Annotated in this window: 21 protein-coding genes; 9 read left to right on the forward strand and 12 right to left on the reverse strand. The window is 64.3% G+C overall.

The window, feature by feature from the left end:
* Positions 1 to 29 precede the first annotated feature (29 nt).
* From AC3WP6_RS07585 to AC3WP6_RS07630, 10 genes are all read right to left on the reverse strand, one after another.
* Positions 30 to 1,229: a lipid A deacylase LpxR family protein gene (locus AC3WP6_RS07585; RefSeq protein ID WP_291775478.1), complete on the reverse strand. Its 1,200-nt coding sequence runs from the start codon at positions 1,227 to 1,229 to the stop codon at positions 30 to 32.
* Positions 1,226 to 2,092, reverse strand: a complete 867-nt coding sequence (locus tag AC3WP6_RS07590; protein ID WP_291775481.1) for an LOG family protein — start codon at positions 2,090 to 2,092, stop codon at positions 1,226 to 1,228. The genes AC3WP6_RS07585 and AC3WP6_RS07590 overlap by 4 nt, the downstream gene beginning before the upstream one ends.
* Positions 2,089 to 3,501 (reverse strand): MBL fold metallo-hydrolase RNA specificity domain-containing protein, encoded by a 1,413-nt coding sequence (locus tag AC3WP6_RS07595; RefSeq protein WP_291775484.1) that lies wholly within the window; start codon positions 3,499 to 3,501, stop codon positions 2,089 to 2,091. Before AC3WP6_RS07595 ends, AC3WP6_RS07590 begins: the two co-directional genes overlap by 4 nt.
* A gap of 77 nt (positions 3,502 to 3,578) precedes the next feature.
* Positions 3,579 to 5,081 carry an efflux transporter outer membrane subunit gene (locus tag AC3WP6_RS07600; RefSeq protein ID WP_291775487.1) on the reverse strand — a complete coding sequence of 501 codons (1,503 nt, stop codon included), beginning with the start codon at positions 5,079 to 5,081 and terminating at the stop codon, positions 3,579 to 3,581.
* Positions 5,078 to 6,196, reverse strand: coding sequence for an ABC transporter permease (locus AC3WP6_RS07605; protein WP_291775490.1), 1,119 nt, complete (start codon positions 6,194 to 6,196; stop codon positions 5,078 to 5,080). Before AC3WP6_RS07605 ends, AC3WP6_RS07600 begins: the two co-directional genes overlap by 4 nt.
* 4 nt (positions 6,197 to 6,200) lie before the next feature.
* The gene (locus AC3WP6_RS07610) at positions 6,201 to 7,367 is read right to left on the reverse strand and encodes an ABC transporter permease (protein WP_291775493.1); all 1,167 of its coding nucleotides are present in this window, start codon (positions 7,365 to 7,367) and stop codon (positions 6,201 to 6,203) included.
* Positions 7,364 to 9,142 (reverse strand): ATP-binding cassette domain-containing protein, encoded by a 1,779-nt coding sequence (locus AC3WP6_RS07615; protein WP_291775496.1) that lies wholly within the window; start codon positions 9,140 to 9,142, stop codon positions 7,364 to 7,366. The genes AC3WP6_RS07610 and AC3WP6_RS07615 overlap by 4 nt, the downstream gene beginning before the upstream one ends.
* Before the next feature lies 1 nt (position 9,143).
* On the reverse strand, positions 9,144 to 10,184 hold the full coding sequence (hlyD, locus tag AC3WP6_RS07620; RefSeq protein ID WP_291775499.1) for a secretion protein HlyD: 1,041 nt from the start codon (positions 10,182 to 10,184) through the stop codon (positions 9,144 to 9,146).
* A gap of 26 nt (positions 10,185 to 10,210) precedes the next feature.
* Positions 10,211 to 10,636: a hypothetical protein gene (locus AC3WP6_RS07625; RefSeq protein WP_291775502.1), complete on the reverse strand. Its 426-nt coding sequence runs from the start codon at positions 10,634 to 10,636 to the stop codon at positions 10,211 to 10,213.
* Entirely contained in the window at positions 10,633 to 11,241 is a 609-nt protein-coding gene (locus AC3WP6_RS07630) for a TetR/AcrR family transcriptional regulator (protein ID WP_291775505.1), read from the reverse strand. Before AC3WP6_RS07630 ends, AC3WP6_RS07625 begins: the two co-directional genes overlap by 4 nt.
* Positions 11,242 to 11,815: 574 nt before the next feature.
* Between AC3WP6_RS07630 and AC3WP6_RS07635 the strand changes: the two genes are divergently transcribed.
* From AC3WP6_RS07635 to AC3WP6_RS07650, 4 genes are all read left to right on the forward strand, one after another.
* Positions 11,816 to 12,481 (forward strand): SseB family protein, encoded by a 666-nt coding sequence (locus tag AC3WP6_RS07635; protein ID WP_492627159.1) that lies wholly within the window; start codon positions 11,816 to 11,818, stop codon positions 12,479 to 12,481.
* 353 nt (positions 12,482 to 12,834) lie between these two features.
* Positions 12,835 to 18,723: an anti-phage protein ProA gene (gene proA, locus AC3WP6_RS07640; protein ID WP_492627160.1), complete on the forward strand. Its 5,889-nt coding sequence runs from the start codon at positions 12,835 to 12,837 to the stop codon at positions 18,721 to 18,723.
* Between the two features lie 152 nt (positions 18,724 to 18,875).
* Positions 18,876 to 19,175, forward strand: coding sequence for a hypothetical protein (locus tag AC3WP6_RS07645; RefSeq protein ID WP_492627161.1), 300 nt, complete (start codon positions 18,876 to 18,878; stop codon positions 19,173 to 19,175).
* Positions 19,176 to 19,583: 408 nt separating this feature from the next.
* Positions 19,584 to 19,688 carry a hypothetical protein gene (locus AC3WP6_RS07650; RefSeq protein ID WP_492628657.1) on the forward strand — a complete coding sequence of 35 codons (105 nt, stop codon included), beginning with the start codon at positions 19,584 to 19,586 and terminating at the stop codon, positions 19,686 to 19,688.
* Positions 19,689 to 19,886: 198 nt separating this feature from the next.
* On the opposite strand, the gene AC3WP6_RS07655 is transcribed toward AC3WP6_RS07650, so the two are convergent.
* Positions 19,887 to 20,870 carry a DNA-binding protein gene (locus AC3WP6_RS07655; protein WP_492627162.1) on the reverse strand — a complete coding sequence of 328 codons (984 nt, stop codon included), beginning with the start codon at positions 20,868 to 20,870 and terminating at the stop codon, positions 19,887 to 19,889.
* A gap of 168 nt (positions 20,871 to 21,038) precedes the next feature.
* On the opposite strand from AC3WP6_RS07655, the gene AC3WP6_RS07660 reads away from it, so the two are divergent.
* The 4 genes from AC3WP6_RS07660 (at position 21,039) to AC3WP6_RS07675 (ending at position 25,300) form a co-directional block, all read left to right on the forward strand.
* On the forward strand, positions 21,039 to 22,202 hold the full coding sequence (locus AC3WP6_RS07660) for a tyrosine-type recombinase/integrase (protein ID WP_037101598.1): 1,164 nt from the start codon (positions 21,039 to 21,041) through the stop codon (positions 22,200 to 22,202).
* Positions 22,199 to 22,507, forward strand: a complete 309-nt coding sequence (locus AC3WP6_RS07665) for a hypothetical protein (protein WP_008214621.1) — start codon at positions 22,199 to 22,201, stop codon at positions 22,505 to 22,507. Before AC3WP6_RS07660 ends, AC3WP6_RS07665 begins: the two co-directional genes overlap by 4 nt.
* A gap of 111 nt (positions 22,508 to 22,618) precedes the next feature.
* Positions 22,619 to 22,948 carry a hypothetical protein gene (locus AC3WP6_RS07670; protein ID WP_008214623.1) on the forward strand — a complete coding sequence of 110 codons (330 nt, stop codon included), beginning with the start codon at positions 22,619 to 22,621 and terminating at the stop codon, positions 22,946 to 22,948.
* Positions 22,949 to 23,530: 582 nt separating this feature from the next.
* Positions 23,531 to 25,300: a copper resistance system multicopper oxidase gene (locus AC3WP6_RS07675; protein WP_037101601.1), complete on the forward strand. Its 1,770-nt coding sequence runs from the start codon at positions 23,531 to 23,533 to the stop codon at positions 25,298 to 25,300.
* A 19-nt stretch (positions 25,301 to 25,319) separates the two neighbouring features.
* Here the strand turns inward: AC3WP6_RS07675 and AC3WP6_RS07680 are convergent, their stop codons facing one another.
* Complete coding sequence (locus tag AC3WP6_RS07680; protein WP_008214630.1) at positions 25,320 to 25,553, reverse strand: hypothetical protein; 234 nt, start codon at positions 25,551 to 25,553, stop codon at positions 25,320 to 25,322.
* A gap of 22 nt (positions 25,554 to 25,575) precedes the next feature.
* Between AC3WP6_RS07680 and AC3WP6_RS07685 the strand changes: the two genes are divergently transcribed.
* Positions 25,576 to 26,547, forward strand: coding sequence for a copper resistance protein B (locus AC3WP6_RS07685; protein ID WP_008214631.1), 972 nt, complete (start codon positions 25,576 to 25,578; stop codon positions 26,545 to 26,547).
* Position 26,548: the final 1 nt, after the last annotated feature.

Consider the following 26,548-nt stretch of genomic DNA (forward strand, 5'->3'; position numbering starts at 1 on the left):
GCCCTGTGGGCGGCGAATGGTTGCGGGGCTCAGAACTCGAGGCTCAGGGAAATCGATCCGAACCCATGGCGGCCTGCCTGCTGGTCGAATTCACGGGTTCTCCAGACGCGCATCACGGCGAGCCGCATGCCACGTCCGGCAACGATCCATTGGCTGCTGATGCCCAGCGCTGCCTGTGCGACCCACGGCCGCCGGCTGACGCGGTGGCTGCTCCGGAACATGTTTCCGTCGAGCGAGAAATCCCAGGCGACGGCGCTTGCCTCCAGGTTCAAGAAGGCATGCGCCCCGGGTTTAGGCGCCCGCGCCGATTGCGGCCGTGTCGTGCGCAGGCCGGCATCACCCGAGGGCGGACGGTTTTCCGCACCAGGGCGGATCGGATAGCTGCCGAAGTCGTTCGGGATGTTCCAGCCCGCACGCAATTCCACGCCGGTGCTGGCGGAGGTTTCGATGTTTCCGACCCGCAGGGCATAACTGCCGATCGCGTCACTGCTCCATCCGGGACGGACGGTGCCTTCCGCGTACGGCTTGAACTTGCGTTCCATGGCGATCTGGAACGCCGGTTCGTTGCGCAACTGATTGTTCCAGCCCTGAAAGCGCTCGATGCCGCGCACCCGGTGCACCAAGTTCTGGGACTGTTCGGCCAGTGACCAGGGGCCGATCACGCCCAGGGTCAGCTCACGCACGTCCAGCATTTCGTAACCGGCGGCTCGTGGATGGATACGGCGATTCCACGCCAGCCCCATGTAGAGCAATCCGGCATATGGCCGGTCATCCGGAATCACTTCGGTGCGGGTCCTGTCCCCTGGCGTGTACATGGCCTGACCAAAACGCACGACGAGATTCTGCGACGATGACCGGACGCCGGCATCGCGCCAAAAGTCCGGGTCGGCCCAGCCGATGAAGCGGGCGTACCAGCCGATCGGCCGGGGCAGGCACTCGTGACGGAGTGCGCCTCGCAGATCGTGCGAGACGGCCGTCAGCGCCACGCCATTGGTGTAATTGCGATCGGTGCCGGTGAACAAGTCGTTTTCCAGGCGCAGGGTGCCACCCCGCCAGCGCAGCGATTGCTCTGGCAGGCACGGGTGGGGGTCTGAAGCGACCGGGGAGTCGGAACCGAGAGCAGAAATTGGGCTGAGCAACGCGCCGGCAGCCCACAACGCAAGAAACCACAGCGGCGGCCGGGCTTTTGTGCTGCGCAAACTCCGATGAGGTGCGTCGTCACGCATCATGCTGGCGCGTCACCTGCTTCTACGCCGCCATGAAAGCGTTCGAGGGCACTGACGATTTCCTCGGCTTCGTCCACGCAGGTGAACAAGTCGAGATCGGATGGAGAGATGTAGCCTTCGTCGAGCAGCAGATCGAAATCGACCGCGCGTTGCCAGAACGCGCGCCCGACCAGCACCACCGGAATCCGCTGCATCTTTCCGGTCTGGATCAGGGTCAGCACCTCGAACAGCTCGTCGAGCGTTCCGTAGCCGCCGGGGAAAGTCACCAGCCCCTTCGCGTGCAGCAGGAAATGCATCTTGCGCAGCGCGAAATAGTGGAAGCGGAACGCTAGTTCCGGGCTCATGTAGGGGTTGGGAACCTGTTCGTGCGGCAGCGTGATGTTCAGGCCAATCGAGCGCGCGCCAGCCTCGAAGGCGCCGCGGTTGGCGGCCGCCATGATGCCGGAGCCGCCGCCCGTGACGACGACGAAATCGGCGCGACCCTGCTGCTGGAAGCGCGTCGAGATCAGGCTCGCGAAGCGCCGTGCCTGCTCGTAGTGGCGTGCCTGTTCGACCCGGCGCCGGGCGCGGGCGAGCTCCTGCTGCAGCCCGGCATCCCCGGGCGCCGCGAGTGCCCGCTGCTCCAGCGCACCGAAGCGGGCGGCAGCGGTGTCGGCATCGCTCACGCGCGCGCTGCCGAACACCACCACCGTCGACCGGATGCCCTGCGCATGCAGGGTGCGCTCGGGTTTGAGCAGTTCAAGCTGCAGCCGCAGGGGGCGCAGCTCATCCTGGCCAAGCAGGTCGGCATCTTCGTAGGCGAGGCGGTACGTCGGCGACTCGAGGATCGCGCGCAAACGCTCGGCGGAACCGCTTTCCGGTTTCATCGCCCGTGCTCCGGAACATCCGGCCAGCGCAGCGCGTAGCCCGGTTCGGGCACCGTGACCTGCCAGCCGAGTTGCCGCTGCAGGAGTTCGGCGAAGGTCTGCGCGGTGGGCGGTTCCCCATGCACCACGAAGGTTCGTGCGGGGGCCTGGGCGAAACCCCGCGCCCAGTCCAGCAGCGCCTTTTGGTCGGCATGCGCCGAGAGGCCGCCCACGTTGTGGATCGCGGCCCGTACCGGGATGTCCTCGCCGAACAGGCGCACCCGCTCGGCGCCCTCGATCAGGCGCCGGCCCAACGTGCCCTGCGCCTGGAAACCGGAAAACAGCACGCTGCATTCGCGGCGTGGCAGGTTGTGGCGCAGATGGTGCCGGATGCGCCCTGCGTCGCACATGCCGCTGGCGGAAATGATGATGGCCCCGGAGCGGATCCGGTTTAGCGCCATCGACTCCTCGACACTTCCCGTGAAGTGCAGATACGGGAGATCCTCGCCGCGCGCGTGCCATTCGGCCAGCTGCCGGGCCTGTTCATCGAACAGCTCCAGATGCTCGCGCGTGATGCGCGTGGCCTCGGTGGCCATCGGTGAGTCCACGAACACCTTGAGCTGGCGCAGTCGCCCCTCGCGGGTGAGCCGGTGCAGGTGGTAGAGCACCTCCTGGGTACGGCCGACCGCGAAGGCCGGCACGATGACGTTGCCACCACGCGCGAACAGGGTTTCCTCGACGATGCGGACCATGTCCTCTTCGGTCGCCAGGAAATCCTCGTGCAGGCGATCGCCGTAGGTGGATTCGATGACCAGGATGTCGGCGTCCGCGATGGGTGTCGGATCGCGCAGGATGGGGCGTCCCGGCTGGCCCAGATCGCCGCTGAACACGAGCTTCGTCGGCTTGCCGCGTTCGGTGGCCCAGACCTCGATGATGGCCGAGCCGAGGATGTGCCCAGCATCGCGAAAGCGCACCCGCACCCCGACGCCAGGGGCGAACTCGCGGTCATGGGCGATGCCTCGCATCTGCCGCAGGCACTCGCGTGCATCCTGCAAGGTGTACACGGGGGGCGCCACGGTTTTCGCTTGGGACCGCCTGGCCTCCCGTTGCGCATCGCCCTCCTGGATGTGGGCGCTGTCGGGCAGCATCACCCCGACCAGATCGACGGTCGCCGGCGTGGCGTAGATGGGCCCCTTGAAGCCTGCCCGCGTGAGCTTGGGCAGCAGCCCGCTGTGGTCGATGTGGGCGTGGGTCAGCAGCACGAAATCGATGGACGCCGGATCGAACGGGAAGGGTTCGCGGTTGCGCACCGCCGCCGCGCGCCCACCCTGGACCATGCCGCAATCGACCAGAAAGCGCAGGTCGGCCGTTTCCACCAGAAAGCACGATCCGGTGACCTCGCGTGCTGCACCCAGGAAGCTCAGTTTCATGGATGTTCACTCCCGCATCGTCTGCTGTATTGGGCCGGTGCCCAGGCCGTGGTGCGTGGCGGTTTCATCGTGGCGCGTCAGGGGGTAGAAGCCGCGACGGAGGCGGCGGCGGACGGGTCCCAGCCGCCGCCCAGCGCCTTGTACAGCGCCACCAGTTGCACGGCCGCGTTGGTATGCGCGCGTGCGGTGGCGAACTCGGCCTCGTCCAGGCTGCGCTGGGCGGCCAGCAGTTCGACCAGGGCGATGTCGCCCGCCGCGTAGCGTGCCTTGGCGTGACCGTAGCTCGTGCGCGCAGCATCCAGTGCCATGCCGCGGCGCTTCAGGGTCTCCAGCCCGCCGCGGTAGTCGCCCAGCGCGCGCTCGGCGTCGCCCAGCGCGGCCAGCACGGCCTGCTCGTATGCGAGCGCGGCCTGCCGCTGCCCGGCCTCGCGTGCGCGGATTTCGGCGCGCACGCGGCCGCCGTCGAACAGACGCCAGGAAATCATCGGCAGGATGGAAAAGCGCGAGCTGGAGGCATCGAACCAATCGCCCGCGCTCAACGCCTGGAACCCGCCGCCGACACCGATGGAGAGCTTGGGAAACAGCTCGGCCGTGGCCACGCCCACGTCGGCGGAACTGGCCGCCAGACGCCGTTCCGCCGCCAGCACGTCGGGGCGCCGGCGCAGGATGTCGGCGCGCTCGCCCACCGGCAGCGCCGGCAGGGTGCCGGGTGTCAGCGGGCCGTCCAGCAAGGCGAGCTCCCGCTCCGGCGGGGCACCCAGCAGCACGCCCAGGCCGAGGACGGCGGCACGCTGGCGCGCCTCGATATCCGGCAGGAGTGCGTTCGCCGCGGCCCATTGGGCGTACACGGTTTCCACGTCGGCCGCCGACGCGTCGCCCAGCGCTTGCCGCTGGCGCACCAGTTCCAGGGTCTGCTGCAAGGTGTCCAGCGTGGCCTGTTGTGCGTGCAATTCGGAGCGGGCGCCGACGGCGGTGAACCAGGTGCGCGCGACCTCGGCCACGATGCGCATGCGCACGCCCTGCGCCTCGGCCTCGGTCGCCTGCAGGCGGGCACTGGCGCCTTCCAGGGCGCGCCGTTTGGCGCCGAACAGGTCGGCCTCCCAGGCTGCGTCGAAGCCCGCGTCGTAGATGGTCTGCGTGGCGTCCAGGCCGGGGATCTTGCCGACGGGCAAGGGGCCGTTCCGGCTTTGCCCGCGCCGGTTGACGCTGGCGCCGACACCCACGGTCGGCAAGGCCGCGCCGGCCACCCGATCGCGCAGCGCGCGTGCCTCGTCGATGCGGGCCGCGGCCTGGCGCAGGTCCAGGTTCTGGGCCAGCGCCGTGGCCACCAGGCGATCCAGGGTGGGATCGTCCAGGGTCGACCACCAATGGCTCAGGTCTGCGGGCCGGGCGTTGCCGGCCGACGGCAAGGTCCAGCCGCTGCCGAGGTCGACCGGTGGCGGTTTGCGGTAATCGGGGCCGACGGCCGCGCAGGCGGTCAGCAGCAGGCCGGACAGGGCCAACGCGAGCGTGCGCTTGTGCCCGGAGGTCATGCCGGTGCCGGCTGCACGCAGGACGGAGATGGCGGGCTCGGGTTTCATTGCAGGCGTCCTCGGACGAATACGGTGGCCATGGTCAGCGTGGTGAGGGCAATGACCGCCAGCGGCCACAGGCTGGCGAGGATCTCGCCGGGCGGCATGGCCTTCAAAAAGCTGCCCTCGACGATGACCAGGAAGTGGGTCAGCGGAATGGCCTGTGCCAGCCATTGGAAAACGACGGGCATGTTCTCCACCGGCGTCGCAAAGCCGGACATCAGCACCGCCGGCACGCCGATGGCAAATGCGCCGAGGATGGCCTGCTGCTGCGTCATGCTGACCGCGGAAATCATCAGGCCGATGCCGACCACCGACAGGATGAACAGCACGAGGCTCGCGAGCAGCAGCGCGAACGAGCCGGTGAACGGGATGCCAAACAGGAACACGCCCGCGCCGATCATGAACAGGCCCAGCAGCGTGCCGATGGCCAGCGCCGGCAGGGATTTGGAAATGATGATTTCCGGCGTCGAGGTGGGCGAGACCAGCAACTGGTCGAAGGTGCCGAGCTCCCGTTCGCGCGCAATCGACAACGAGGTGATCAAGAGCGAGCTGAACAACGCCAGGATGCCGGTCAGGCCGGGCACGATGTACCAGCGGTAGACCAGGTTCGGATTGAACCAGTGGCGCACCAGCACGGGCGAGGGTGCCCGTGCATCGGGCACCACCTCGGCGCCGACATCGGCGGCGATGGTCGACAGGTAGGACACCGTGATCTGCCCCGAATTGCTGCGCCGGCCATCGACCAGCACCTGCGCGTGGCCGCTCCCGCCGGCAGCGATCGTGCGCGAGAAATCGGCGGGAATGGCCAGCGCCGCGATCACCTCGCCACGGTTGATCAGCTCGTGCAATTGCTGCCGGTTGTCGATGCGTCGTACTTGGGAGATGAACTGGGCACTTTCCAGCCGCTGCACCAGCTCGTGCGACCAGCGGCCCGCGTCCTGGTTGTAGACGGCGATATCGACGTTGCGCACATCGAGGGTCGCGGCAAAGGCGAACACCAAAAGCTGCAGGATCGGCGGCACGAACACCACCATGCGGCTGCGCGGGTCGCGCAGGACGCTGAGTACTTCCTTGATGAACTGGGCGCGCAGGCGGGTGAACGAGAAGGCGGCGGTCGACATGGGTTCACTCCAGGTTCTTGCGCGTGGCGCGCTTGGCGATCACGAAGAACAGCGCGCCGATCGCGGCCATCGCCGCCAGGTTGGGCAGGAACACCGCCCAGACGTCGCCGGCCAGGAACACGGTCTTGAGCGAATCGACGAAATAGCGCGCCGGAACCACCCGGGTGATGGCGCGGATCGGCGCCGGCATGGCGTCGATCTCGTACAGAAAGCCCGACAACATGAAGGCCGGCAGGAAACCGGTGAACAGCGCGATCTGCGCTGCCAGGAACTGGTTGCGTGCCAGCGAGGAAATCAGCAGACCCTGGCCCAGCGCCGGCACCATGAACACCGCCGACAGCAGCAGCAGCGCGGCCAGCGAGCCTCGCATCGGCACGCCGAACACGAATACGGCCAACCCCGCCGCGACCAGCGTGGACAGCATGCCGAGCACGAAGTACGGCAGCAGCTTGCCGATCAGGATCTCGGCGATCGAAGCAGGCGTGGACAGCACCGCCTCCATGGTGCCGCGCTCCCATTCGCGCGCCACGACCAGCGCGGTGAGCATGGTGCCGATGATGGTCATGACGATGGCGATCGCGCCGGGGATCAGCGCGCGGCGGCTTTCCAGCTCGGGGTTGAACCAGTAGCGCGGCTCCAGCACGACGGACTGGGGCGGCGCCGCAACACCCAGCCCGGCACGCCAGGTCTGCACCACGCCGCGGGCGTAGTTCTCGACGTAGTTGGCGGTGTTGGGGTAGGAGCCGTCGGTGATGATCTGCACCAGCGGCTCGCTGCCGCGCTGCGCCAGGCGCTGCTCGAAATCCTGCGGAATCACCACGTAGCCGCGCAGGGCACCGGACACCAGCTTGTCGGCCACTTCGCGCCGGTCATGGGCGAACTCCACCTGCAGAAAGCGGGTACCGGAAAACGCGGCGGCCAGCGACTGCGCCGAGGCGCCGGGGGATTCGAGCACCACGCTGACGCGGACGTCCCTGGCATCCAGCGACACCGCATAGGCGAACAGCAGCAGCAACACCACCGGCAGCACGAAGGCGATCAGCAGCGTCGAGGGATCGCGCAGCGCCTGGTGGCTTTCCTTGGTGACCAGGGCCATCAGGCGCCGCAGGTTGAAGCCGCGCAGGTCGGGCTGCTGCGGGCCGCCGCCCTGGTGCTTCATGGGAGCGTTCATGGGGCGGCCTCCATCTCGCGCGCGGCCGACTCGACCAGGTGGATGAAGGCGTCCTCCATGGTCGGATCGGGCTTTTGCGGGCTCGCCGTCATGCGCTTGAGCGCGTCGGGCGTGTCCAGCGCAATCAGCCGCGCGCGCGAGAGCATGGCAACGCGGTCGCAGTATTCGGCCTCGTCCATGAAGTGGGTGGTGACCATGATGGTTACGCCCTTGCGCGCAAGTCCGTTGATGTGGGTCCAGAACTCGCGCCGGGTGATGGGATCCACCCCTGAAGTGGGCTCGTCCAGGAACAGCACCGGCGGGCGGTGCATCAGCGAGCAGGCCAGTGCCAGGCGCTGCTTGTGCCCGAGCGGAAGCGAGTCGGGCGTGGCGGCCAGCCAGCCGCCGAGGTCGAAGGTTTCGATCATCTCGGCGATGCGCTCGCGCCGAGTATCGCCTTCCAGCCCGTAGACCCCAGCCGAGAACTCGAGGTTCTGCTGCACCGACAGCAGGCCGTAGAGCGAGAACTTCTGCGCCATGTAGCCGAGCCGGCTCTTGGCCGCACCGGTGGCGCGGCGCAGGTCGAGCCCCACCACATGCGCCTCGCCCGCCGTGGGTTTGAGCAGGCCGCACAGCATCTTGAAGGTGGTGGACTTGCCGGCGCCGTTGGGGCCGAGCAGGCCGAAGATTTCGCCCTTGCGCACCTCGAAGCTGACGCTGTCGGTGGCGGTGAATTCGCCGAAGCGCTTGGTGAGGTCGCGGCACGACACGGCAATGTCCGAGCCCAGCTCGACCGGCGCCAGCCGCTCGGCCAACGTGGAAGTGCCGCCGGGGCCGCCGCCGAGCAGGTCGATGAAGGCGTCCTCGAAGCGCGCCGGCACCGGCGTCAGCGCCACCCGCGCCCGATCGGCCAGGGCCTGCACCGGTGCCGTGTCGGCACCCGCGCGCAGCACCACGCGCACGCCGGCGCCCTGGATCACGCCATCGCTCACGCTGGGCAGATCGAGCGCCTCGGTCAGGATTGCCCGGCGCTCGGCGCCGACGTTCTCCAGGCGGAAGCTGCGGCCTTCGAGCTGCGCGGTCAACTCTTGCGGCGGCCCGTCGAACAGCAGCTTGCCCTGGTTGAGCAGCAGCACGCTTTCGCAGCGCTCGGCCTCGTCGAGATAGGCGGTGGACCAGACCACGGCCATGCCCTCGTCGGTCAGCGCCTGCACCATTCGCCACAGATCCTGGCGGCTGACCGGGTCGACGCCCACGCCGGGCTCGTCCAGCAGCAGCACCTTGGGCCGCGCCATCAGTGCGCAGGCCAGGCCGAGCTTCTGCTTCATGCCGCCGGAGAGCTTGCCGGCGAGGCGCTCGGTGAAGGGGCCAAGCCGGGTGAAGTCGAGCAGCTCGGCAAACAGCTCGGCGTTGCGGTTGGCGTCCATGCCACGCAACCGTGCGTACAGGCGCATGTTCTCCATCACCGACAGGTCTTCGTACAGGCCGAAGCGCTGCGGCATGTAGCCGCTGGCGACGTGGATGGCGTCGTTGTCCCTGACCACGTCGAAGCCGGCCAGGGTGACGCGACCGGCGTCGGGCACCAGTAGGCCGGTCAGGATGCGCATCAGCGTCGTCTTGCCGGCGCCATCCGGGCCGACCAGGCCGGTCAGCCGTCCATACTGGATGTGTGCGCTCAGGCCGCGCAGCGCCTGCACCTGGCCGAAATGCTTGTCCACGCCGTCGATGACGACGGCGGCATCGGTATCGAAGGCCGTGCCGTTCGGCGTGGCGGCGATGGCAGCGCCCGCAGGCATCTCAGCGCTTCCCGGTGGGTGTGGCCGTGCCGGGCGGGGCATCGAGCGTGATGGTCACCGGCATGCCCTGGCGCAGGCCGGCGTCGCTGTCGGCGCCATCGACGACGATGCGCAACCGGTACACGAGGTCGGTGCGCAGGTCCGTCGTCTCCACCGTCTTGGGCGTGAATTCGGCGCGCGGCGAGATGAAGCCGATGTGGCCGCGATAGACCTTGTCCGATGAATCGCTCTTGACCTGCACCGCTTCGCCGGGGGCGATGCGCCCCAGGTCCGGCTCGCCGACATAGGCGCGCACGTAGACCGGCTTGTCCAGGCTCAGGCTGTAGACCGTGCTCTGGCTAGCCACCATGCTGCCGGGCTCACGCACGCGGGCGATCACGGTGCCGTCGCTCGGCGCGACCAGTTCGGTGTCCGCCAACGCCGTGGTGGCTTGCGCCGCGGTGGCCTGGGCGGCCGCCAGGCGTGCTTCGGCCGCGGCGATGTCTTCCTGGCGAAAGCCTTCGGAGGCCTGCGACAGGGCCGCCTTGGCCGCGGCGACGCCGGCGGTTGCCTGATCGCGCGTCATGCGGGCGGCATCGACCGTTCGTTGGCTGCTGGCGCCCGATGCCAGCAGGCCGCTTTGGCGCTGGAAGTTGCGTTCGGACTCGGTGGCCAGCGCCTGTGCCCGCTTGAGTGCTTCGCGTGCCTGCGTGATCTCCTGCGGACGCAGGCCGCGGCGCAGCTTGGCCAGCTCGGCCTGCGCCACCTGTACCTGCGCCTGCGCGGCGGCCAGGGCATCCCGATACGGCTGTGCATCCAGCGCGGCCATGCGGGTACCGGCACGCACCGTGTCGCCCTCGTCGAAGGCCATCTGCAGCACGCGGCCGGGCTGGCGGAACGCCAGTTGCACCTCGCGGATGTCGACGTTGCCGTAGAGGCGCAACGTATTTTCCTTGCCGTGGTCGCGCGATAGCCAGAACACCAGCGCGCCGCCGAGCGCGAGGATGACGACCGCGATCGCGATCCGGCGAATTTTTGGGGCGGGGAGGGTTGGAGTCGTCATGGCAGGGTTCCCGCTGGAGAAAAGGTTCAGTGTTCGTGCCCGGCCGGCGCGTCCGCTGCCGAGCGGCGCCAAGCCAGAGTCGCAATGCCCACCCACACCAGAATGCGCAACGTCATGGCAACCGGCGTGCGCGGCTCCCAGGCACCACCCAGAAGCACATGCACGCCGAAAGCCAGGAACCCGAGGGCGGTCGCCACCGCGATGGCCGTCGCCAGCCAGACGGCCCAGCGCCGGCGCCGCCACAGGCCGACGCCTGCGATGATGTAGGCGAACCCGGCCAGGAAATTGAGCCAGAGCACAAAAGGCACGTAGTGGCCGGCGGCCCGGCGCGCTGCACCATCGAAAAACAGCACTGCACCGCCCTCCCGAAGGGTGAGCAGGCCGAAGCCGATAGCCAGCAGGGAGAGCAGCCAGCCCCAGGCGGTACGCTGCGGTCGGGCGGCCGGGTTCATGGCCGTTGCGTGATGCCACGCAGGTAGATGGCGAACACGGTGGACGCCTCGCTTCGGATGTGACCGACCTTGCCGGCCAGCAGCGACTGCATGACCAGCCCTTGGATGGTGCCAATGAACAGCACGGCCGCAGCCCTCACGTCCAGATCCGCGTCCAGCTCGCCCCGCGTCCTGCCTGTCTCCATCACACGACGCAGGCGCTGTTCGTACTGGCGAAGCAGGGTCTGGACCATCCGCTTGGCGAGCGTTTCGCCGGGACGCTGCAGCTCCCCGAACAGCATGCGCGGCACACCCGGGTGTTTGGCTACGAAGTCGATGTGCGTCATGAACATGGATTCAAGCGCCGCAACCGGCGACGCCGCGCCTTCGGCCGCCATGTCCAGGCGGACCAACAGGCGCCCGCTGACCCAGGCCATCGTTGCCTCCAGGATCGCGTCCTTGGTGGGGAAGTGGCGGAACAGCGCGCCCTGCGTCAAACCCATGCGATCGGCAATGGCGGTGGTCGTGATATCGGCCGGGTTCTGCTCTGCCGCCAGAGCGACCACGGCTTGCACCGTGGCCGCGCGCCGTTCTTCGGCGGATAGGTGTTGCGGGCGTGCGGTCACGTTCAGGTTCCATGTAGTAAGTAACTGGTTACTACCCTACCACCTGGAAATAGCTTGGTGCAAGACCGTAAACCACAGTACTGGATGAAGGTTTCATCTCTTCCTGTAATCAACGGATAAGTAATAAGTTACTTGCGCTGTCGGGAGTGAGATGAAGGTTGTCGACGTGCATGACAAACCCCGCCGCGCCCCAAGCGTCCCGCACGGTTGCAGCCCGAGAAAGAGCGGGTTCGGCGAGGGCGGCAGAGCAGGGGCGCGTTCGATGGTGGGCAAGGCGGTTTCCCGCATGGGGCGCATGGCCGTCGCCGGGCGACGGCGGCGGGAAAGGGACGCTCCTTCCAGTCGCTGCCAGAACCGGGCCTGTTCGCAGACCAGCGGCCACGCGGCCAGCCGGCCCGGCGCGAACCGGTCGCGCCGTTGGCGCTGACCAGCGCGCCGCGCGCATCGTATTCGGGTAGGAGCGGATCGTAGTGGTGTCGACGGCCGAGCTGGAGAAACTGATGGAGGCATCTATCCAGGACGCGAGAGCGGAGCCTGCGTTCTTCCGTGCGCTTCTCGATGCCACCTTGTATGTGTGCATACCCCGAAGGTCGAGCCGCCCGGAAAACGCCAGTTGGTGATGTTCAAAAGCCCGGATGACGGCCGGTTCGTGGTCCCGGTTTTTACCGACAAGGCCAAGGCCGATTGGGCTGCGCGCGGGAACGTTCGCGTGCTGGAGCTAAAGGGCCGGGAACTCCTCGAGCAGATCCGCGGTTCGACGCTGATGCTCAACCCGAATGACACCAGGTGCACGTTGTACCCGCAGAAGATTGAGCGACTCTTGCGCGACGGCGAGGTCGCGCCGGTACAGAAATGGACGGCTGATATTGATGGCAAGAGCGAGCAAAGCATCTACAAGCTCGATCAGTTGCCCAAAGCGTTGGTGAGGGAGCTGCAGGCCGCTCTCCCCGGTATCCGGGAAGTCGAGGTGGCCTACGTCGCCGGGCTCAAGTGGGCGAAGGGCACCGAGCCGGACAGCCTGGTCATCGCGCTAGGTGGTGACCAGAAAGTTGCGGAGCGCAGCGTTCGCACCCTGTTGACTGCCCTGTACGATGTGTCTCGACGCATCGACCGGCCGATCGATGTGATGCACTTCGACAGCCACGATCCGCAACCCGAGTGGATCGACAGGTTCAGGATACAGCCGGTCTACCGGCGCCAGCCGATGAAGCCCAATCCGGCGCATGCTGGTTACAACTGATGAGGTCGCCTGCTTGCGCGAGGGCTTGGTGACAGGCAGGATTCGACCGGTTGCGGATGTCCATCTGGCGGCCTGGCCGATGACCTAAGGGCTTACGCGTCGCGTCCGAACTAGGTGCGGGCGACGGGTCTGGACAGGAGTTCGTGCGGTCAGGCTCCTCTCGGCCGAAGCCTGGGTGATTAGGCCAAGTTATCGAGGGTAGAGAAACTGTCTATCCGACATCCGCCAAGGTGCCCTCAAGGAGGGCGCGGTGCGGATATCTGTGCTCGGTAAGGCGCAGATGGAAAGGTCGAAACTTCCGCCATTCGGGCCTATGATCCGTTCGTTGCAGCGGTGTCGGAAGGACAGGGGCCATGGGAATCTCTATCGATGGGATTGTCAGCACCAAGTTGGGGCTGGCATCGCATCAGAACGCCGTACCGCTGCTACGGCAACTGACCATCACGAGTAACGACCAAGCAGGTCTTGACGACCTGACTCTAGAGCTCGAGCCAAGCCTACCGTTCGCTGCTGCGAAGACATGGCGTATCGACAGACTCGGCCCGGATTCCTCGTTAGCGATTACGGATCGCGATGTTGATCTTAAAGAGGGCTATCTGGCGGATCTGACCGAAGGGATGCATGCGTCGGTGCACCTTCGCCTATGCTCACAGAGCGCCGTCGTCGCCGAACGTCACTTCCAGATCGAATTGCTTGCTCGGAATCAGTGGGGTGGCGCTGGCAGCATGCCGGAGCTTTTGGCCGCATTCTGTACGCCCAACGATCCCGCGGTCGACAGGGTGCTCAAGAGTGCGTCGGATGTTTTGCGTCGTGCGGGCCGACCTGACGGCATTGACGGATATAAGGAGGGCTCCCGCCAACGCGCCTGGGAACTGACATCCAGCGTTTGGTCTGCTGTCTGCGGGTACCGAATCAGTTATGCATTGCCCCCGGCAAGCTTCGAGCAGGAGGGGCAAAAGATTCGGTCACCGTCGCGAGTGCTCGATGGCTGCGTTGGTACCTGCATGGATACCGCACTCTTATTTGCAGCTGCCTTGGAGCAGGCAGGACTCAATCCTATTGTTTTGTTGACTAAGGGACATGCATTCACGGGTGTCTGGCTACAGCCACAGGAGTTTTCACAGGTACTCAATGAAGATGCCTCATCGGTGCGAAAGCGCATTGAACTTCAGGAACTGCTGGTCTTCGAAACTACGTTGGCCACGCAATCGCCCGCTCCAGGATTCAGCCATGCGGTAGATGTCGCCAAGCGGGAGCTGACCGACGATGACTTCGTGATGGCAGTCGATTTGCGCCGAGCACGTATGCAGAAGGTGCGGCCACTGACCGTAACTGCAAAGGTCGCCTGCGAGACACATGGCGAGCAAGCTCCGAAGGTCAGCGATGCTCTGGAATCGGCGCCCGAACTGCCGGCCTTTGACGTCGAGGTCAAAGAAGAGCCTGCCACCGCAGCAGACAAGCTGGAGCTTTGGCAACGAAAGCTGCTCGACCTGACTACACGAAACCGCCTCCTGCATTTACCTGAAAGCGCCAAAGCAATTCGCCTGATCTGTCCGGATCCGGCAGAACTCGAGGACGTCCTCGCAGCCAACGTGAGCATTCGCATTGCCCCCATGCCTGACCTCGAAGTGGGCGGTCGGGATAGCGAAATCTACGAGAAGCGCAATCGTGAAAGTCTCGAGGAGGCAGCCTCCCGGCAGGCCATGACACGCCATGAGGTGCTCTCCCGAATGGAGAAGGACAAACTCGATGCGGCTCTCGTCGATCTTTACCGTAAAGCACGCTCGGATCTCGAAGAGGGAGGGTCCAACACTCTCTTTCTCGCTATTGGTTTCCTGCACTGGAAAAAAAGCAAAGACGACCCCAAGAGCTACCTTGCCCCTCTGATCTTGCTGCCCGTACATCTGGAGCGGCGCAGCGTGTTGTCCGGTGTGAAGATGTCCATGTTGGATGATGAGCCGCGGTTCAACTTGACACTTTTAGAACTGCTTCGTCACGACTTCCAGCTCAATATTTCCGGCCTGAGCGGCGACCTACCAACGGACGAAAGCGGCATTGATGTCGAGGGAATCTGGAATATCGTGCGCCGCGCGGTGCGCGATATGCCCGGCTTCGAGGTCACCACCGAAGTCGCCCTGGGGACGTTTTCCTTCGCGAAGTACCTGATGTGGCGCGACCTGATCGATCGTTCCGAACTGCTGATGCAGAACGACGTGGTGCGGCACTTGCTGAACCACAAACTTGGTGGGTCCATGCTGGAGTCGGCGGGGGAGTTCCCTAAGCCCGACGATCTGGATAGAACCGTCGATCCCCGCGAGCTGTTCACTCCTCTACCCGCTGACTCTTCGCAATTGGCGGCCGTAGTTGCATCCGCTAAGGGGCACAGCTTCGTGCTGGACGGACCACCAGGTACCGGTAAGTCGCAGACCATCGCCAACATGATCGCGCACAACCTCGCGTTAGGGAGGCGCGTGTTGTTCGTGGCCGAGAAGATGGCTGCATTGGATGTAGTAAAGCGGCGGCTGGAAAACAAGGGCATCGGCCAGTTCTGCCTGGAACTGCATTCAAGCAAATCCTCCAAGATGCACGTGCTTCAGCAACTTGACCGCGCATGGACGTCTCGCGACACCCTGTCGGAAGCGGAGTGGGATACGCAGGCCCAAAGGGTCCGATCACTTAGGGACCGCCTCAACGAAGTGGTCCAGGTGCTACATAGGCACTGGCCCAACGGCTGGTCGGTATATGAGGCTATCGGTCGAGTCGTAAAGGATGCCACGCCGGCCACTCCTCGACTGTCGTGGCCCGAGGGTACGGATCATGACGCCGCTCAGATGGAACATTTGCGGGAGGTTGCCCGGCGCTTGGATCTAAACAGAGACGCCGCCCGCGGCGTCGGCGCACGAATGACGCTGGTAACTCGGACCGAGTGGTCCAATGCCTGGCAAGAAGTCATGGTAGGAGCGGCTCATCAGGTACAAGTCGCACTCAAGGCTTGCGATGAAGCTTGTGCACAGGTCGTACAAAAGACTGGGCTGTCGGTAGGCGGTTCGGTGCCCGCGGCCGCCAAACTGCTCGAATTTGTCCGCCTTCTGCCAGACGCGCATGGCATAGATCTGCATTTCGCCTTCTCGCCGGCGTTGAAGTCGATTCGTTCAGCTGCTCAGCAGGCGGCGTCGCTACTGAAGGACTATGGGGCTCTGGAGGATCGATTGTCGCAGCGCTACGCGCCGGAGGCCGTCCGCCGCATCAACGTCGAATCGCTACGAAGTGAATGGGCCGAGGCGTCAAGGAAGTTTTGGTTCCTTGCCACGCTGGCCAAGAAAGGAGTGGCCAAAGCGCTCGCAGGTACTGCAGGAACGTCCGCTCCACTCAACGTGGAAGCAGACCTCCCACGGCTCGTCGCGATGGAAAAACTTGTGGCCAAGGTTGACGCCCTGGGATGCACCCTCCGGGATGTGCCAGGGTGGTCTGCACTGGGCACCGATGTGACGCGCATGGCGTGTGCGACCAAATTGGCGGATAGCCTTTGTGCGAATCTAATTCCGCTGGCCAATTCACCTGAGCAGCTGGTGAAGCTTCGCCACGTAATGCAAAACCTGGTGATTGACGGTAATGACCTGTTAGCGCCGAATGGTCCCGTTGCCGAGGCTATCGGCCAGCTCTCGGATCGGTACAAAGCTCTTTCCGATGCAACCGAGCGATTTAACAAAGCTGCGGGCAGTGAAGTCGACCTTTATCGACAGGTACCGGAGCTGTTCGCCAACGTCCAGGCGGTGGTCGAGGGCGAGAACGCCCTTCATGCTTGGTGCAGTTGGCGTCGCGTACGCCAAGAGGCAATCACTTGCGGATTACAACCTTTGGTTGAAGCGGTAGAGCAAGGGACGCTTCCTGAGGGTTCAGTTACCCATAGCTTCGAGGCAGCATATGCCCGCTGGTTTGCTTCCAAGATGATCGATGCGGAGCCGCTTTTGTGCCACTTCGTGCCGGCCGAACAACAGAGTGACATCGACGCATACGCTGCCGCCGTGGACGGCTTACGCGCACTCACCTCGGCTTACATTCGCGCCAAGCTCTCAGGCAACATCCCGGACAAAAATGGAGTTACAAAGCGCGGCGGCTTTGGCATCCTCAAGTATGAGTTGCAAAAGCAGCGTCGTCACAAGCCGGTTCGACAGCTGGCCCAAGAGATGGGCCAGGACTTCACAGTCCTGGCGCCGTGCATGTTGATGAGTCCAATGTCGATTGCTCAGTACCTGCCAGCTGATCACGAGCTGTTTGACCTGGTTATTTTTGATGAAGCTTCCCAGATAGCTCCTTGGGACGCGGTGGGTTCTATCGCACGTGGCAAGCAAGTGGTCATTGCGGGCGATCCACGACAAATGCCGCCTACCAGCTTCTTCAATCGAGGTTCGAGTACGGGTGAGGACGATACCGACGAGGATCTGGCGAGCATCCTTGACGAATGCATCGGTGCCGGTGTGCCACAGCACAGCCTGACCTGGCATTACCGTAGTCGGCACGAAAGCCTTATCACGTTCTCCAATTATCACTACTACGATGGAAGTCTGATCACCTTTCCGGCGGCTGATACACGCGCGAGTGCCGTTTCCTGGCACAAGGTCGATGGCATATATGCGCAGGGTAAGGGTGGACGGCGGAATCAGATTGAGGCCAAAGCTATCGTAGCGGAGGTGGTCAAGCGGCTTACAGACCCTGAATTTATCGCATCCGGCCAGTCCATCGGAATCATTACCCTTAATGTCGAGCAGCAACAGTTGGTCGATGATCTTCTCGACCGAGCGAGGTGCGACCATCGGGAGATCGAACCGTTCTTCAAGGGCGATCTGCCCGAACCCGTTGTCGTCAAGAATCTGGAGACCATGCAGGGCGACGAGCGTGACTTGATCATCCTGGGTATCGGAATCGGTCCTACCGAGCCCGGCGCTAGCGTGATGTCCATGAATTTCGGGCCGCTCAATCGCGAAGGCGGCTGGCGCCGTTTGAACGTTGCCGTGACGCGTGCTCGTCGCGAGATGATGGTGTTCACTTCGTTCGATCCTTCAATGATTGACCTCAACCGTACGTCGGCGCAGGCCGTACATGATCTGCGCCACTTCATCGAGTTTGCACATCAGGGGCCGAAGGCCATCGCCGCCGCCGTGCGTGGCTCCGTGGGAGGTTACGACTCGCCGTTCGAACGGTTCGTTGCCTTGGGGCTGCAGGCGAAGGGGTGGGAAACCCATTCTCAGATTGGCGTGTCGCGCTTCAGGATCGATCTGGGCATCGTGCATCCGGATCGACCCGGCGACTATTTGGTTGGCATCGAGTGCGATGGCGCAACTTATCACAGTGCAGCGACGGCGCGGGATCGCGACAAGATTCGGAGTGAGATCCTGCGTGGTCTCGGCTGGCAGCTGATACGTGTTTGGTCAACCGAATGGTGGGTTGATCGCGACGGCGCCCTTGAACGACTGCATAGAGCCATTGGCTCTGAACTGGAGAGGCAACGTTCTCGGACGGCTGAATTGCAGCGAGCCAGAGCGCTCGAAGCGGCGGCAGCAGCGAAAGCGATGGAAGCCGAAGGCGCCGCGATTGCGGACAGAGATGCAGAGCGAGACCAAGATACTGAAATACTTGCCTGTAAGCCAGAGGTGAAGAAGGATGATGGCGGCCTGGCGGTAGAAGCCACGCGTTTGGTTGCTCGCGGTCCGAGCGCAGATGAGGCCGCGCCTATAAAAAAGGTCTACCGCATGGCCAATCTCTCCAGCCTGAAATCATCACTACAACCGAGCAACTTCCACGATGCGTCCTATGAATCTACGCTCGAGAAGTGCATCCACGAAGTTCTGGAACAAGAGGCCCCGATTCTGGACAAAGTACTTGTTGATCGGGTCGCACGCGCGCACGGTTTCAAAAGGTCAGGCCGCCTTATTTCCGAGCGTGTCCTCGACTTAGCTCGGTGCCACTGTCACTTTCAGCCGGATCCAGAGCCGGAGCATGGATATTTCGTGTGGCTGGCCGCTGACGATCCTGGTCGCTGGAACATCTATCGTGTACCAGAGCAAGAGGAAGACGTTCGCGTTATCGAGGAGCTGGCGCCTGAGGAAATCATCGCTGCAGCGAGATCGATCCGGACCGGTGACCTCGTCGTTGAAGTTGCGAGGACTTTCGGGATCCGAAGGCTTTCCGCCGCCGCCAGAGGCCGCCTTGTGAGGGTACTAGGCCCAGGCGCCGAACCCTAACAGCTCACGCCCCAACGCTTGAGAAGGAGCGGATTGGCCCGTGTTATCGAAGGTGCGCATCCCGGGTTCCGACTGTGCGTGCCAGAATATGCAGTCTCGCAGTATGCGACAAGCATCAAGCAAGCTTAGGACACTGAATCTGGAGAGCGACCATGATTTTCGTATCGATTGCCAGTGACGAGCGTTCCCTGCAGGATGCCAACCCCGACTGGATCACTCAGCAAGTAGAGCGTCGTCGACGGGATGGCTTGCAGGTCTGCGTGACAGTGATCATCAAATCAGGCGGGCTTGATATGCGCTTGTCGACGCCCGAGTGTGTCAGCCGCGGAGGCAGTCGCGCTCCAACCGCTCAAGAGGCTCACGTTTTCAATCTTTGGACCAAGTTTCATTTGAACCAGCCCGGTTGGTCCCCAGGGAACCTCATCGCTTTCTTGCGGCAGCTAGATCGTTGACGTATCGCCTACAAGGCTTTTAACAAGTGCTGTACCTTTTTGGGCGCAACACAGCGCGGCCAGCATGTCCGGCAGCATTGGCATGACATCATCAACCACCTCTACTTCCGGCCGATTCGGAAGAACGAGGACGCTTCACTAAGCGGCCAGCCGGCCCGGCTCGAACCGGTAGCCGTTGGCGCTGACCAGCTCACCGCGCGTCGTTAGCGGCCAGCCGGCCCAGCTGGCATGGAGCGTCCGGTAATCCCCCCATTTTTAGCAGACGCCAGAAGTGGGGCTATGCGGCCAAGGCCAACTTCTGCATGGGGTGATCCCGCCGAGCGCCATGTTCGGCCGCTCATGGTTGTAAGTCCATAGCCAACGCGTGGCAGTGGCCTGGGCCCGACCATCTGCCGCAGCATCATCCATCTGCACAATGGACGTATCCATGCCGAGCCACGTGCGGAGGGCAGAGGGCTACGCGTGGTGTTTGAGCTGCCTGCTAGCGATGAACGTGTACAGAGTCTCGTGTAGACCAATGTCCTTTCTAGGAGGAAGAGTGGGTGATTAGCCTGTGTTATCGAGGGTAGGCCAGGGCCATGGAGTCCGAGTGGCGTAGCCGCTAGGTCGCGCCGTGGCCGCTGCCCGTCATCGAAAAGTTCTGCCACCCACTTCATGCACACGTTATTGGCTAGTTTTGCCCAACCCCCAAAAATGTAAAGTACGCAGCTATCAAGTTTGCCGGCGTTTTCGAGGCGCACGTTTCTCGGCCAACCGAGCCTCTGCGGCATTCGCCCGGGCTTCAAGCGACTGCATCGCGGTCCCCAAGCCTTCCAATTGCCCGCGAGCTGCAGCCAGTTCGACCGCCGTCCGATCCCGATCCGTGATAGCAGTGGCTAGTGCTTCCAGACGGGTGTCACGCTCAGCCAGCTCGCGCTGATGACGTCCCGCATCCAAACGTAGCTCCGCCAAGTTAGCCTGCTGTTGCTCCAGTCGCTCTCGCGCTTTGGTCAGCTGGCTTTCCGCGCGCCGCTGACCTTCCCGTGCGGCGTCGATCTCCTGCAGCATGCGCGCTTGCGCAGACTCCATCCGCTCATTTGCTTTATCGCGTTCGGCCTGAAAAGCCGCATCCCGGCGTGCGATTGCGGCCTGGAATTCTTCGGCCTGCGCGGTTTGCGTCTGACGGATGCGTTCAATCTGGTCGGCGGTATCGTTCTGAAGTGCAGTGAGCTTCTGCTGCAGCGCCTGCCCATCCCGGAGCGCTTGATTCTTCCCGGTGACCTCGGACTCCACGCGCGCTTGCAGCACGGCGATCTGCTGTCGAAGTGCTTCGCACTGTTCGGTCATTGCCGCCGACGTCGCCAGCGCATCGTCGCGTGCCTGCGAGACCGCAGCCTGCTGCTGCTCCGCCTCTGCCAAGGCAATTTCCAAGGTGCCACGCTGCTCGGTAAATACCGCTTCGCCCTGTTCGACAGCGGCCACCCAAAGGGCACGCATGGCATCAGCCACGGTCGCCGGGAGATCGGCGCCGAGGGCATCCGCTTTGATACGTTCTTCTTTCCACAACTTCAACTCATCATTGATGGTGGTTCGGCTGCCCTGCTGAATGGCGGTATAGATCTGGTCGACCGTGATTTCGTGGGGACGTTTGCCGCCGGCAACGAGCTGGGCGGCAGCCTCACGGGTACGTTGGCGGGTATCACTGACACGGCTCATGGGCAGTTCCAGTCGCTCGGAGGGTCGATTTCGAAGAACAAAAATACTGTATATCACAGTATTACGTTATAAGTATCATGATTAATCCGAGTAATTTACGATAACTCCCATAATCGAAAGTTGTTTGGCAGTACCCTGCGTTTCCCGTGGTGTCGGACATCGGAAAGCATGACTGAGCCTGCAGTGACCCTTCTAGCGTTGCCCCAAGCCTTGCCGCCCGCCCTGTCGGGATGCGCTGGAACCAACCGCGCCCCGGCCAGCGTGGCGCGGCAGATCGCCGCCAACGACGACGTGGCCGCGATCGGTCTGTGGCTGGCGGAATATCACGACTCGCCGCACACCTTCCGCAGCTACCGCAAAGAGGCCGAGCGGTTGCTGCTCTGGGCCACGCAAGTGCGTGGCAAGCCGGTATCCAGCCTGACGCGGGAGGATGTGATCGCTTATGAGGCGTTTCTTGCCCAGCCACCGGCGGCCTGGTGCGACGTCGGTCTCGCCCGTCGCGGTGAGCATCGGCGACTGTTCGTCGGGCCGTTGGCCGAGCGTAGCCGCCGCCAGGCCTTGGGCATCCTGGCGGGACTGTTCAATTACCTCGTGCGTGCGGGCTATCTCGCGGGCAGTCCCTTCGTGCTGCAGCGCCGCCGGGCTCGCCGCGGCACCCGACGCACGATCGAACGGTATCTGGACCGCGCCCTCTGGGAAGAGGTGCTCCGCGTCGTCGACGGCTGGTCGCAAAGCACCGCACGGGAACGGCAGCGCTACGAACGCGCTCGCTGGGTGCTTCGTTTTCTCTATGAGACTGCGCTGCGGGCTGCCGAAGCGGCGGCCGCCGGCGAAGGTGATTTCCAACATATTCGGGGGCGGTGGTGGCTGCATACCGTGGGGAAAGGTGGCGTCGAAGGCACCATTCCCTTGGGCGATGGTCTCATGGACGACTTCGCACGCTATCGGCGCTTCCACGGACTGCCCGCATTGCCTTCGGGCGACGGCAACATCCCGGCCATTCTTGGCATCGCTGGACGATCGTCCCCGCTGACACCCACGGCGGTCTACCAGATCGTCAAAGACACCTTCCGGCGCGTGGCCGAGACGCTGCAACGGCAGGATGAGGTCAAGGCTGCACGAGTGCGTCGCGCATCGACGCATTGGTTGCGACATACAGCCGCCACGCACCAGGCCGAGGACGGCACACCCATCCATCACATTCAGCAGAACCTCCGCCACAGTTCCATCGGCACGACGTCGATCTACGTTCATGCGGAAGAAGATGCGCGCCATGCCAGCACCACCAGAACACGCATCGGGGCCGCGGTGCCTCACGGAGACGTGCCATGACTGACCCCGGCGATCGCTTTGGCATGCCGGCGAGCGCATTCCAGGCTGCCCGGGAAAGCCACGGTTTGGATAGCCCGGTTTTTCGGATGGGCATGTACGTATCTACCCGCCAAGAGGTGGCGACGTTGCCTGCCACCCAGCTCTTGCCGATCGTGATCGACTGGATGTGGGAAAGCCCGTCGGAGTTGATTCCGAATAGCGATCAGATTGCGCAACTGCGGGCCATACTTCTGGCACGAGCTGACGCCGCCGAGCCCGAGATACGCGAACTCGTCGTGGCCTGTGAGGAGTATTTGAAGGTGTAACCACCTTGCCTGAAGCAAAGTGGACGTTCGGCCGCAATTTCAACGTCCGTACACACGATGGGGCGCACGCTACCACTGTTGCGTCTGGCAACGCTTCATTGGAGCAGCCATATGATCACTTCACGCAAATCATTACTTTCGACGCTTGGCTCCCTGGCGCTCGCGTTGGCCTTCAATGGCGTCGCCTTGGCCCAAAGCAGCACGCCCACGAGCGGCATGGACAAGATGGGTGCGATGCACTCGGACATGAAAGGCATGCACCACAACATGATGGGCATGCACATGATGCCGGCGACCGTGACGGCAGCGGATGCGAAGACCGGCGTGGTCGAGGTGACCACCGAAGGCATGGCCCTGAAGGTGCATTTCCCACCGTCCGCCATGGCTGGCCTGAAAGCCGGCGACAAAATCACCTTGCACATGGGTTTCAGCAAGCCGTGAATCCCCTTGAACCCACCTCCAGAGTTGAGAGGGCCAGATCGCCCGAGTAAGCTCAACCAATGAGATTTTCGTTGCGTCAACTTGCGCGTTCACGTCGCCTCCGGGCGATGAGCGTGTTGGCGTGGCTGATGCTCGTGATCCAATCCGTGGCGGCCGCTCCCATGAGCATGCCGATGGCATCGCATGCCCAGGCCGAGCATGCGATGGTCGCCGCGGCCGCAGCACACGGCATGCATTGCCATCACGCGGCAACGTCCACAGCGCCTGATTCCTGCTGCCATCACTCGGCGAACTGCTGCGATGGTGCGGTTGGCCAGTGCGCCTGTGCCGCGATGTGTGCCACGGCGCTTCTGTCGAGGGCGGCATTGATGCCGGCTTCGATGGCATTGACGGCAACCTACGCGATGCCCTCGGGCATGACCGCCCCTTCGGGGACGAACGCGCCCCCGCTCCGACCGCCGGCGGTCTGACTCTCCCCTCGTTTCGATGAGCATGGCTCACGACGGTCGCGTGTCGACCCTCGTAGCCATCGGCTGTGATCGGCATCACCACGAGGATGCCGCCTGCCTTGGAGAGGCCCCCATGAAAATCCTTCCCCCGCCCGCGATGGACTTGTCGCGGCGTCGTTTCGTCCAGGGTGTCGCCTTCGGTGGCACCATCGCCGCCCTCGGCCTGTTGCGCCCGTCAAAAGCCTGGGCGCTGAACACTGCGGGGCAACCTGCCATCCTCAGCGGCACCGACTTTGCGCTCGACATCGCCGAGACGCCGGTGAACTACACCGGGCGCCCGCGCCTGGCCACCACCGTCAATGGCGGCGTTCCGGGGCCGACCCTGCGCTGGAAGGAAGGCACCACCGTCACGATGCGCGTGACCAACCGGTTGCGGGTGCCCACGTCCATTCACTGGCACGGCATCATCGTGCCGTTCCAAGAGGACGGCGTGCCGGGCATCAGCTTCCCCGGCATCGCGCCGGGCGAAACCTTCACCTACCGCTTCCCGGTGCGCCAGAGCGGCACCTACTGGTACCACTCGCACTCGGGATTCCAGGAACAGACGGGACTGTACGGTTCGCTGGTGATCGAGCCGGCCGGACCGGAGCGCCACCCAAGCGATCGCGATTACGTGGTGATGCTCAACGACTGGACGGACCAGAACCCCGAGCACATCCTCGCCACGCTGAAGCGCCAGAGCGATTACTACAACTTCGCGCAGCCCACTGCGCCCGAATTCTTCCGCGACGTGCGCGAACAGGGCCTGCGTCAGGCACTGGCCGAACGCAAGATGTGGAATCAGATGCGCATGAACTCCACCGATCTCAGCGACGTCTCAGGCTACACCTATACCTACCTGATGAACGGCGCCGCGCCGGCCGGCAACTGGACCGGCCTGTTCAAGCCCGGCGAGAAGATCCGACTGCGCTTCATCAACGGTTCGTCGATGACGATCTTCGACGTGCGCATTCCGGGCCTGAAGATGACCGTGGTCAGCGCCGATGGCCAGGATGTGGCACCGGTGCCGGTCGACGAGTTCCGCATTTCGGTGGCGGAGACCTACGACGTGATCGTCGAGCCGCAGGAAGACCGGGCGTTCACGATCTTCGCCCAGTCGATCGACCGCACCGGCTACGCGCGCGGCACCTTGGCGCCGCGGCCCGGCATGGAAGCGGCGGTGCCAGCGATGGATCCGCGCATGCCCGTGAGCATGGTGGACATGATGGGTGCCATGGCCCAGGGCGGCGGCCACGGTGGCATGTCTGGGATAGCGGGCATGGCCGGGATGCAGGACATGCCCGGCATGGACATGAGCGGGATGGCCACACCGGCCGCCCCCGCGGTGCATCACGCCCGCACCGAATATCACAACCCGGGCGTCGACATGCACGTGGACATGCCGCGCACCAACCTCGATGACCCGGGTACCGGCCTGCGCGACAACGGCCGTCGCGTGCTCACCTATGCCGACCTGCACACGATTGGCGGCTCCATCGACCCCCGCGAACCGACCCGCGAGATCGAGCTGCACCTCACCGGCAACATGGAGCGCTACATGTGGTCGTTCGACGGCGTGAAGTTCTCCGATGCCAAGCCGGTCCATTTCCGCAGCGGCGAGCGGCTGCGCCTGGTGCTGGTCAACGACACCATGATGAATCACCCGATCCACCTGCACGGTATGTGGAGCGAGCTGGAGAACCCGGACGGCCAATTCCAGGTGCGCAAGCACACCATCAACGTGCAACCCGCGCAGCGCATCGCCTACGGGGTGAGCGCGGACAACCTCGGCCGCTGGGCCTACCACTGCCACATGCTGTATCACATGGAAGCGGGCATGTTCCGCGAGGTGGTGGTGTCATGAGCCCGACCTCGCGAACCACTCACTTGAATCGCTCCGCGCTGCTCGCGGCGCTGTGGCTGGCACTACCGCTGGCGGCCAACGCGCAAAGTGTCCCCGCGTCGAGCAGCACCGCCCCAATGGACATGAGCAACATGCCCGGCATGAGCATGCCGGCGGCCTCGTCCAGCGCGCCCAGACCCGCGACGCCATCGAAGGTGAAACAGTCGGGCAAGAAGTCTTCGCCAACGCAGCCGGCGTCGTCGTCGCACGACATGGGTCACCCTGCGATGCCCGCCATGCCGATGCCACCCAAGCCCGCCGCCAGCTCCGGTATGGGCGACATGAAGGGCATGAAGGGGATGAATCACAGTGCGATGCAAGGCATGCCGATGCCCGCCACGCCGGCTTCGTCGGCGGCACCCGCCGGCGACATGTCGGGGATGGATCACGCGTCGATGCCCGGCATGAGTCCGGAGGACATGAAGGGGATGGATCACGCTGGCATGGCCGGCATGGGCGCGATGCCGGGCATGACGATGGGCCCGATGCAGGGCGGCAGCCCACCACCCAATGCGCGCAGCCCCGACTACTCCGACGGCGTTGGCTACGGCTCCATGCAGGGCATGGACATGGCCGACAACACGCCGCTGGGCATGGTGTTGATCGATCAATTGGAGGCCTTCCACGGCCGTGACGCGAACGGCCAGACCTGGGAAGCCGAAGGCTGGTACGGCAACGACACGAACAAGCTGTGGGTACGGACCGAAGGCGGGCGCAGCCGCGGCAAGCTGGACGATGGTGACCTCGAAGCGTTCTGGAACCACAGCATCGCCACCTACTGGGGCACCCAGCTCGGTGTGCGCCAGGATCTCGGCGAGGGCCCGAAGCGGACGTGGGCGGCGTTCGGCGTGCAGGGGCTGGCCCCGTACTGGTTCGAGCTGGAGGCCACCGGTTACGCCGGTGCCAACGGCCGCACCGCCGCGCGCCTGCGGGCTGACTATGAGTTGCTGTTCACCCAGCGGCTGATCCTGCAGCCCGAGGCCGAGGTCAACCTGTACGGCAAGGACGACCCGCAGCGCCGCATCGGCAGCGGCGTGTCCGACGTGCAGTTCGGCCTGCGCCTGCGCTACGAGTTCCACCGCCAGTTCGCGCCCTACATCGGCGTGAACTGGGTCCGCCGCATCGGCACCACGGCCGACTATGCGCGGCAGGATCATCAACCCGTACTCGACCGGCAGATCGTGGCCGGCGTCCGCATCTGGTTCTGAG

The sequence above is a fragment of the Rhodanobacter sp. FW106-HT46G03 genome, assembly GCF_058789895.1.

What these genes read in the sequence shown, in the direction of transcription:
- AC3WP6_RS07645 (WP_492627161.1), top strand. Translation starts at nt 18,876, where the DNA reads ATGATTTTCGTATCGATTGCCAGTGACGAGCGTTCCCTGCAGGATGCC.
- AC3WP6_RS07685 (WP_008214631.1), top strand. Translation starts at nt 25,576, where the DNA reads ATGCCGATGCCACCCAAGCCCGCCGCCAGCTCCGGTATGGGCGACATG.
- AC3WP6_RS07625 (WP_291775502.1), bottom strand. Translation starts at nt 10,636, where the DNA reads ATGAACCCGGCCGCCCGACCGCAGCGTACCGCCTGGGGCTGGCTGCTC.
- AC3WP6_RS07670 (WP_008214623.1), top strand. Translation starts at nt 22,619, where the DNA reads ATGATCACTTCACGCAAATCATTACTTTCGACGCTTGGCTCCCTGGCG.
- AC3WP6_RS07660 (WP_037101598.1), top strand. Translation starts at nt 21,039, where the DNA reads ATGACTGAGCCTGCAGTGACCCTTCTAGCGTTGCCCCAAGCCTTGCCG.
- AC3WP6_RS07585 (WP_291775478.1), bottom strand. Translation starts at nt 1,229, where the DNA reads ATGATGCGTGACGACGCACCTCATCGGAGTTTGCGCAGCACAAAAGCC.
- AC3WP6_RS07680 (WP_008214630.1), bottom strand. Translation starts at nt 25,553, where the DNA reads ATGTCGTGCGACGACGACGCCGGCTGCGTTGGCGAAGACTTCTTGCCC.
- AC3WP6_RS07675 (WP_037101601.1), top strand. Translation starts at nt 23,531, where the DNA reads ATGAAAATCCTTCCCCCGCCCGCGATGGACTTGTCGCGGCGTCGTTTC.
- AC3WP6_RS07595 (WP_291775484.1), bottom strand. Translation starts at nt 3,501, where the DNA reads ATGAAACTGAGCTTCCTGGGTGCAGCACGCGAGGTCACCGGATCGTGC.
- AC3WP6_RS07590 (WP_291775481.1), bottom strand. Translation starts at nt 2,092, where the DNA reads ATGAAACCGGAAAGCGGTTCCGCCGAGCGTTTGCGCGCGATCCTCGAG.
- proA (WP_492627160.1), top strand. Translation starts at nt 12,835, where the DNA reads ATGGGAATCTCTATCGATGGGATTGTCAGCACCAAGTTGGGGCTGGCA.
- AC3WP6_RS07600 (WP_291775487.1), bottom strand. Translation starts at nt 5,081, where the DNA reads ATGAAACCCGAGCCCGCCATCTCCGTCCTGCGTGCAGCCGGCACCGGC.
- AC3WP6_RS07610 (WP_291775493.1), bottom strand. Translation starts at nt 7,367, where the DNA reads ATGAACGCTCCCATGAAGCACCAGGGCGGCGGCCCGCAGCAGCCCGAC.
- AC3WP6_RS07655 (WP_492627162.1), bottom strand. Translation starts at nt 20,870, where the DNA reads ATGAGCCGTGTCAGTGATACCCGCCAACGTACCCGTGAGGCTGCCGCC.
- AC3WP6_RS07615 (WP_291775496.1), bottom strand. Translation starts at nt 9,142, where the DNA reads ATGCCTGCGGGCGCTGCCATCGCCGCCACGCCGAACGGCACGGCCTTC.
- AC3WP6_RS07605 (WP_291775490.1), bottom strand. Translation starts at nt 6,196, where the DNA reads ATGTCGACCGCCGCCTTCTCGTTCACCCGCCTGCGCGCCCAGTTCATC.
- hlyD (WP_291775499.1), bottom strand. Translation starts at nt 10,184, where the DNA reads ATGACGACTCCAACCCTCCCCGCCCCAAAAATTCGCCGGATCGCGATC.
- AC3WP6_RS07665 (WP_008214621.1), top strand. Translation starts at nt 22,199, where the DNA reads ATGACTGACCCCGGCGATCGCTTTGGCATGCCGGCGAGCGCATTCCAG.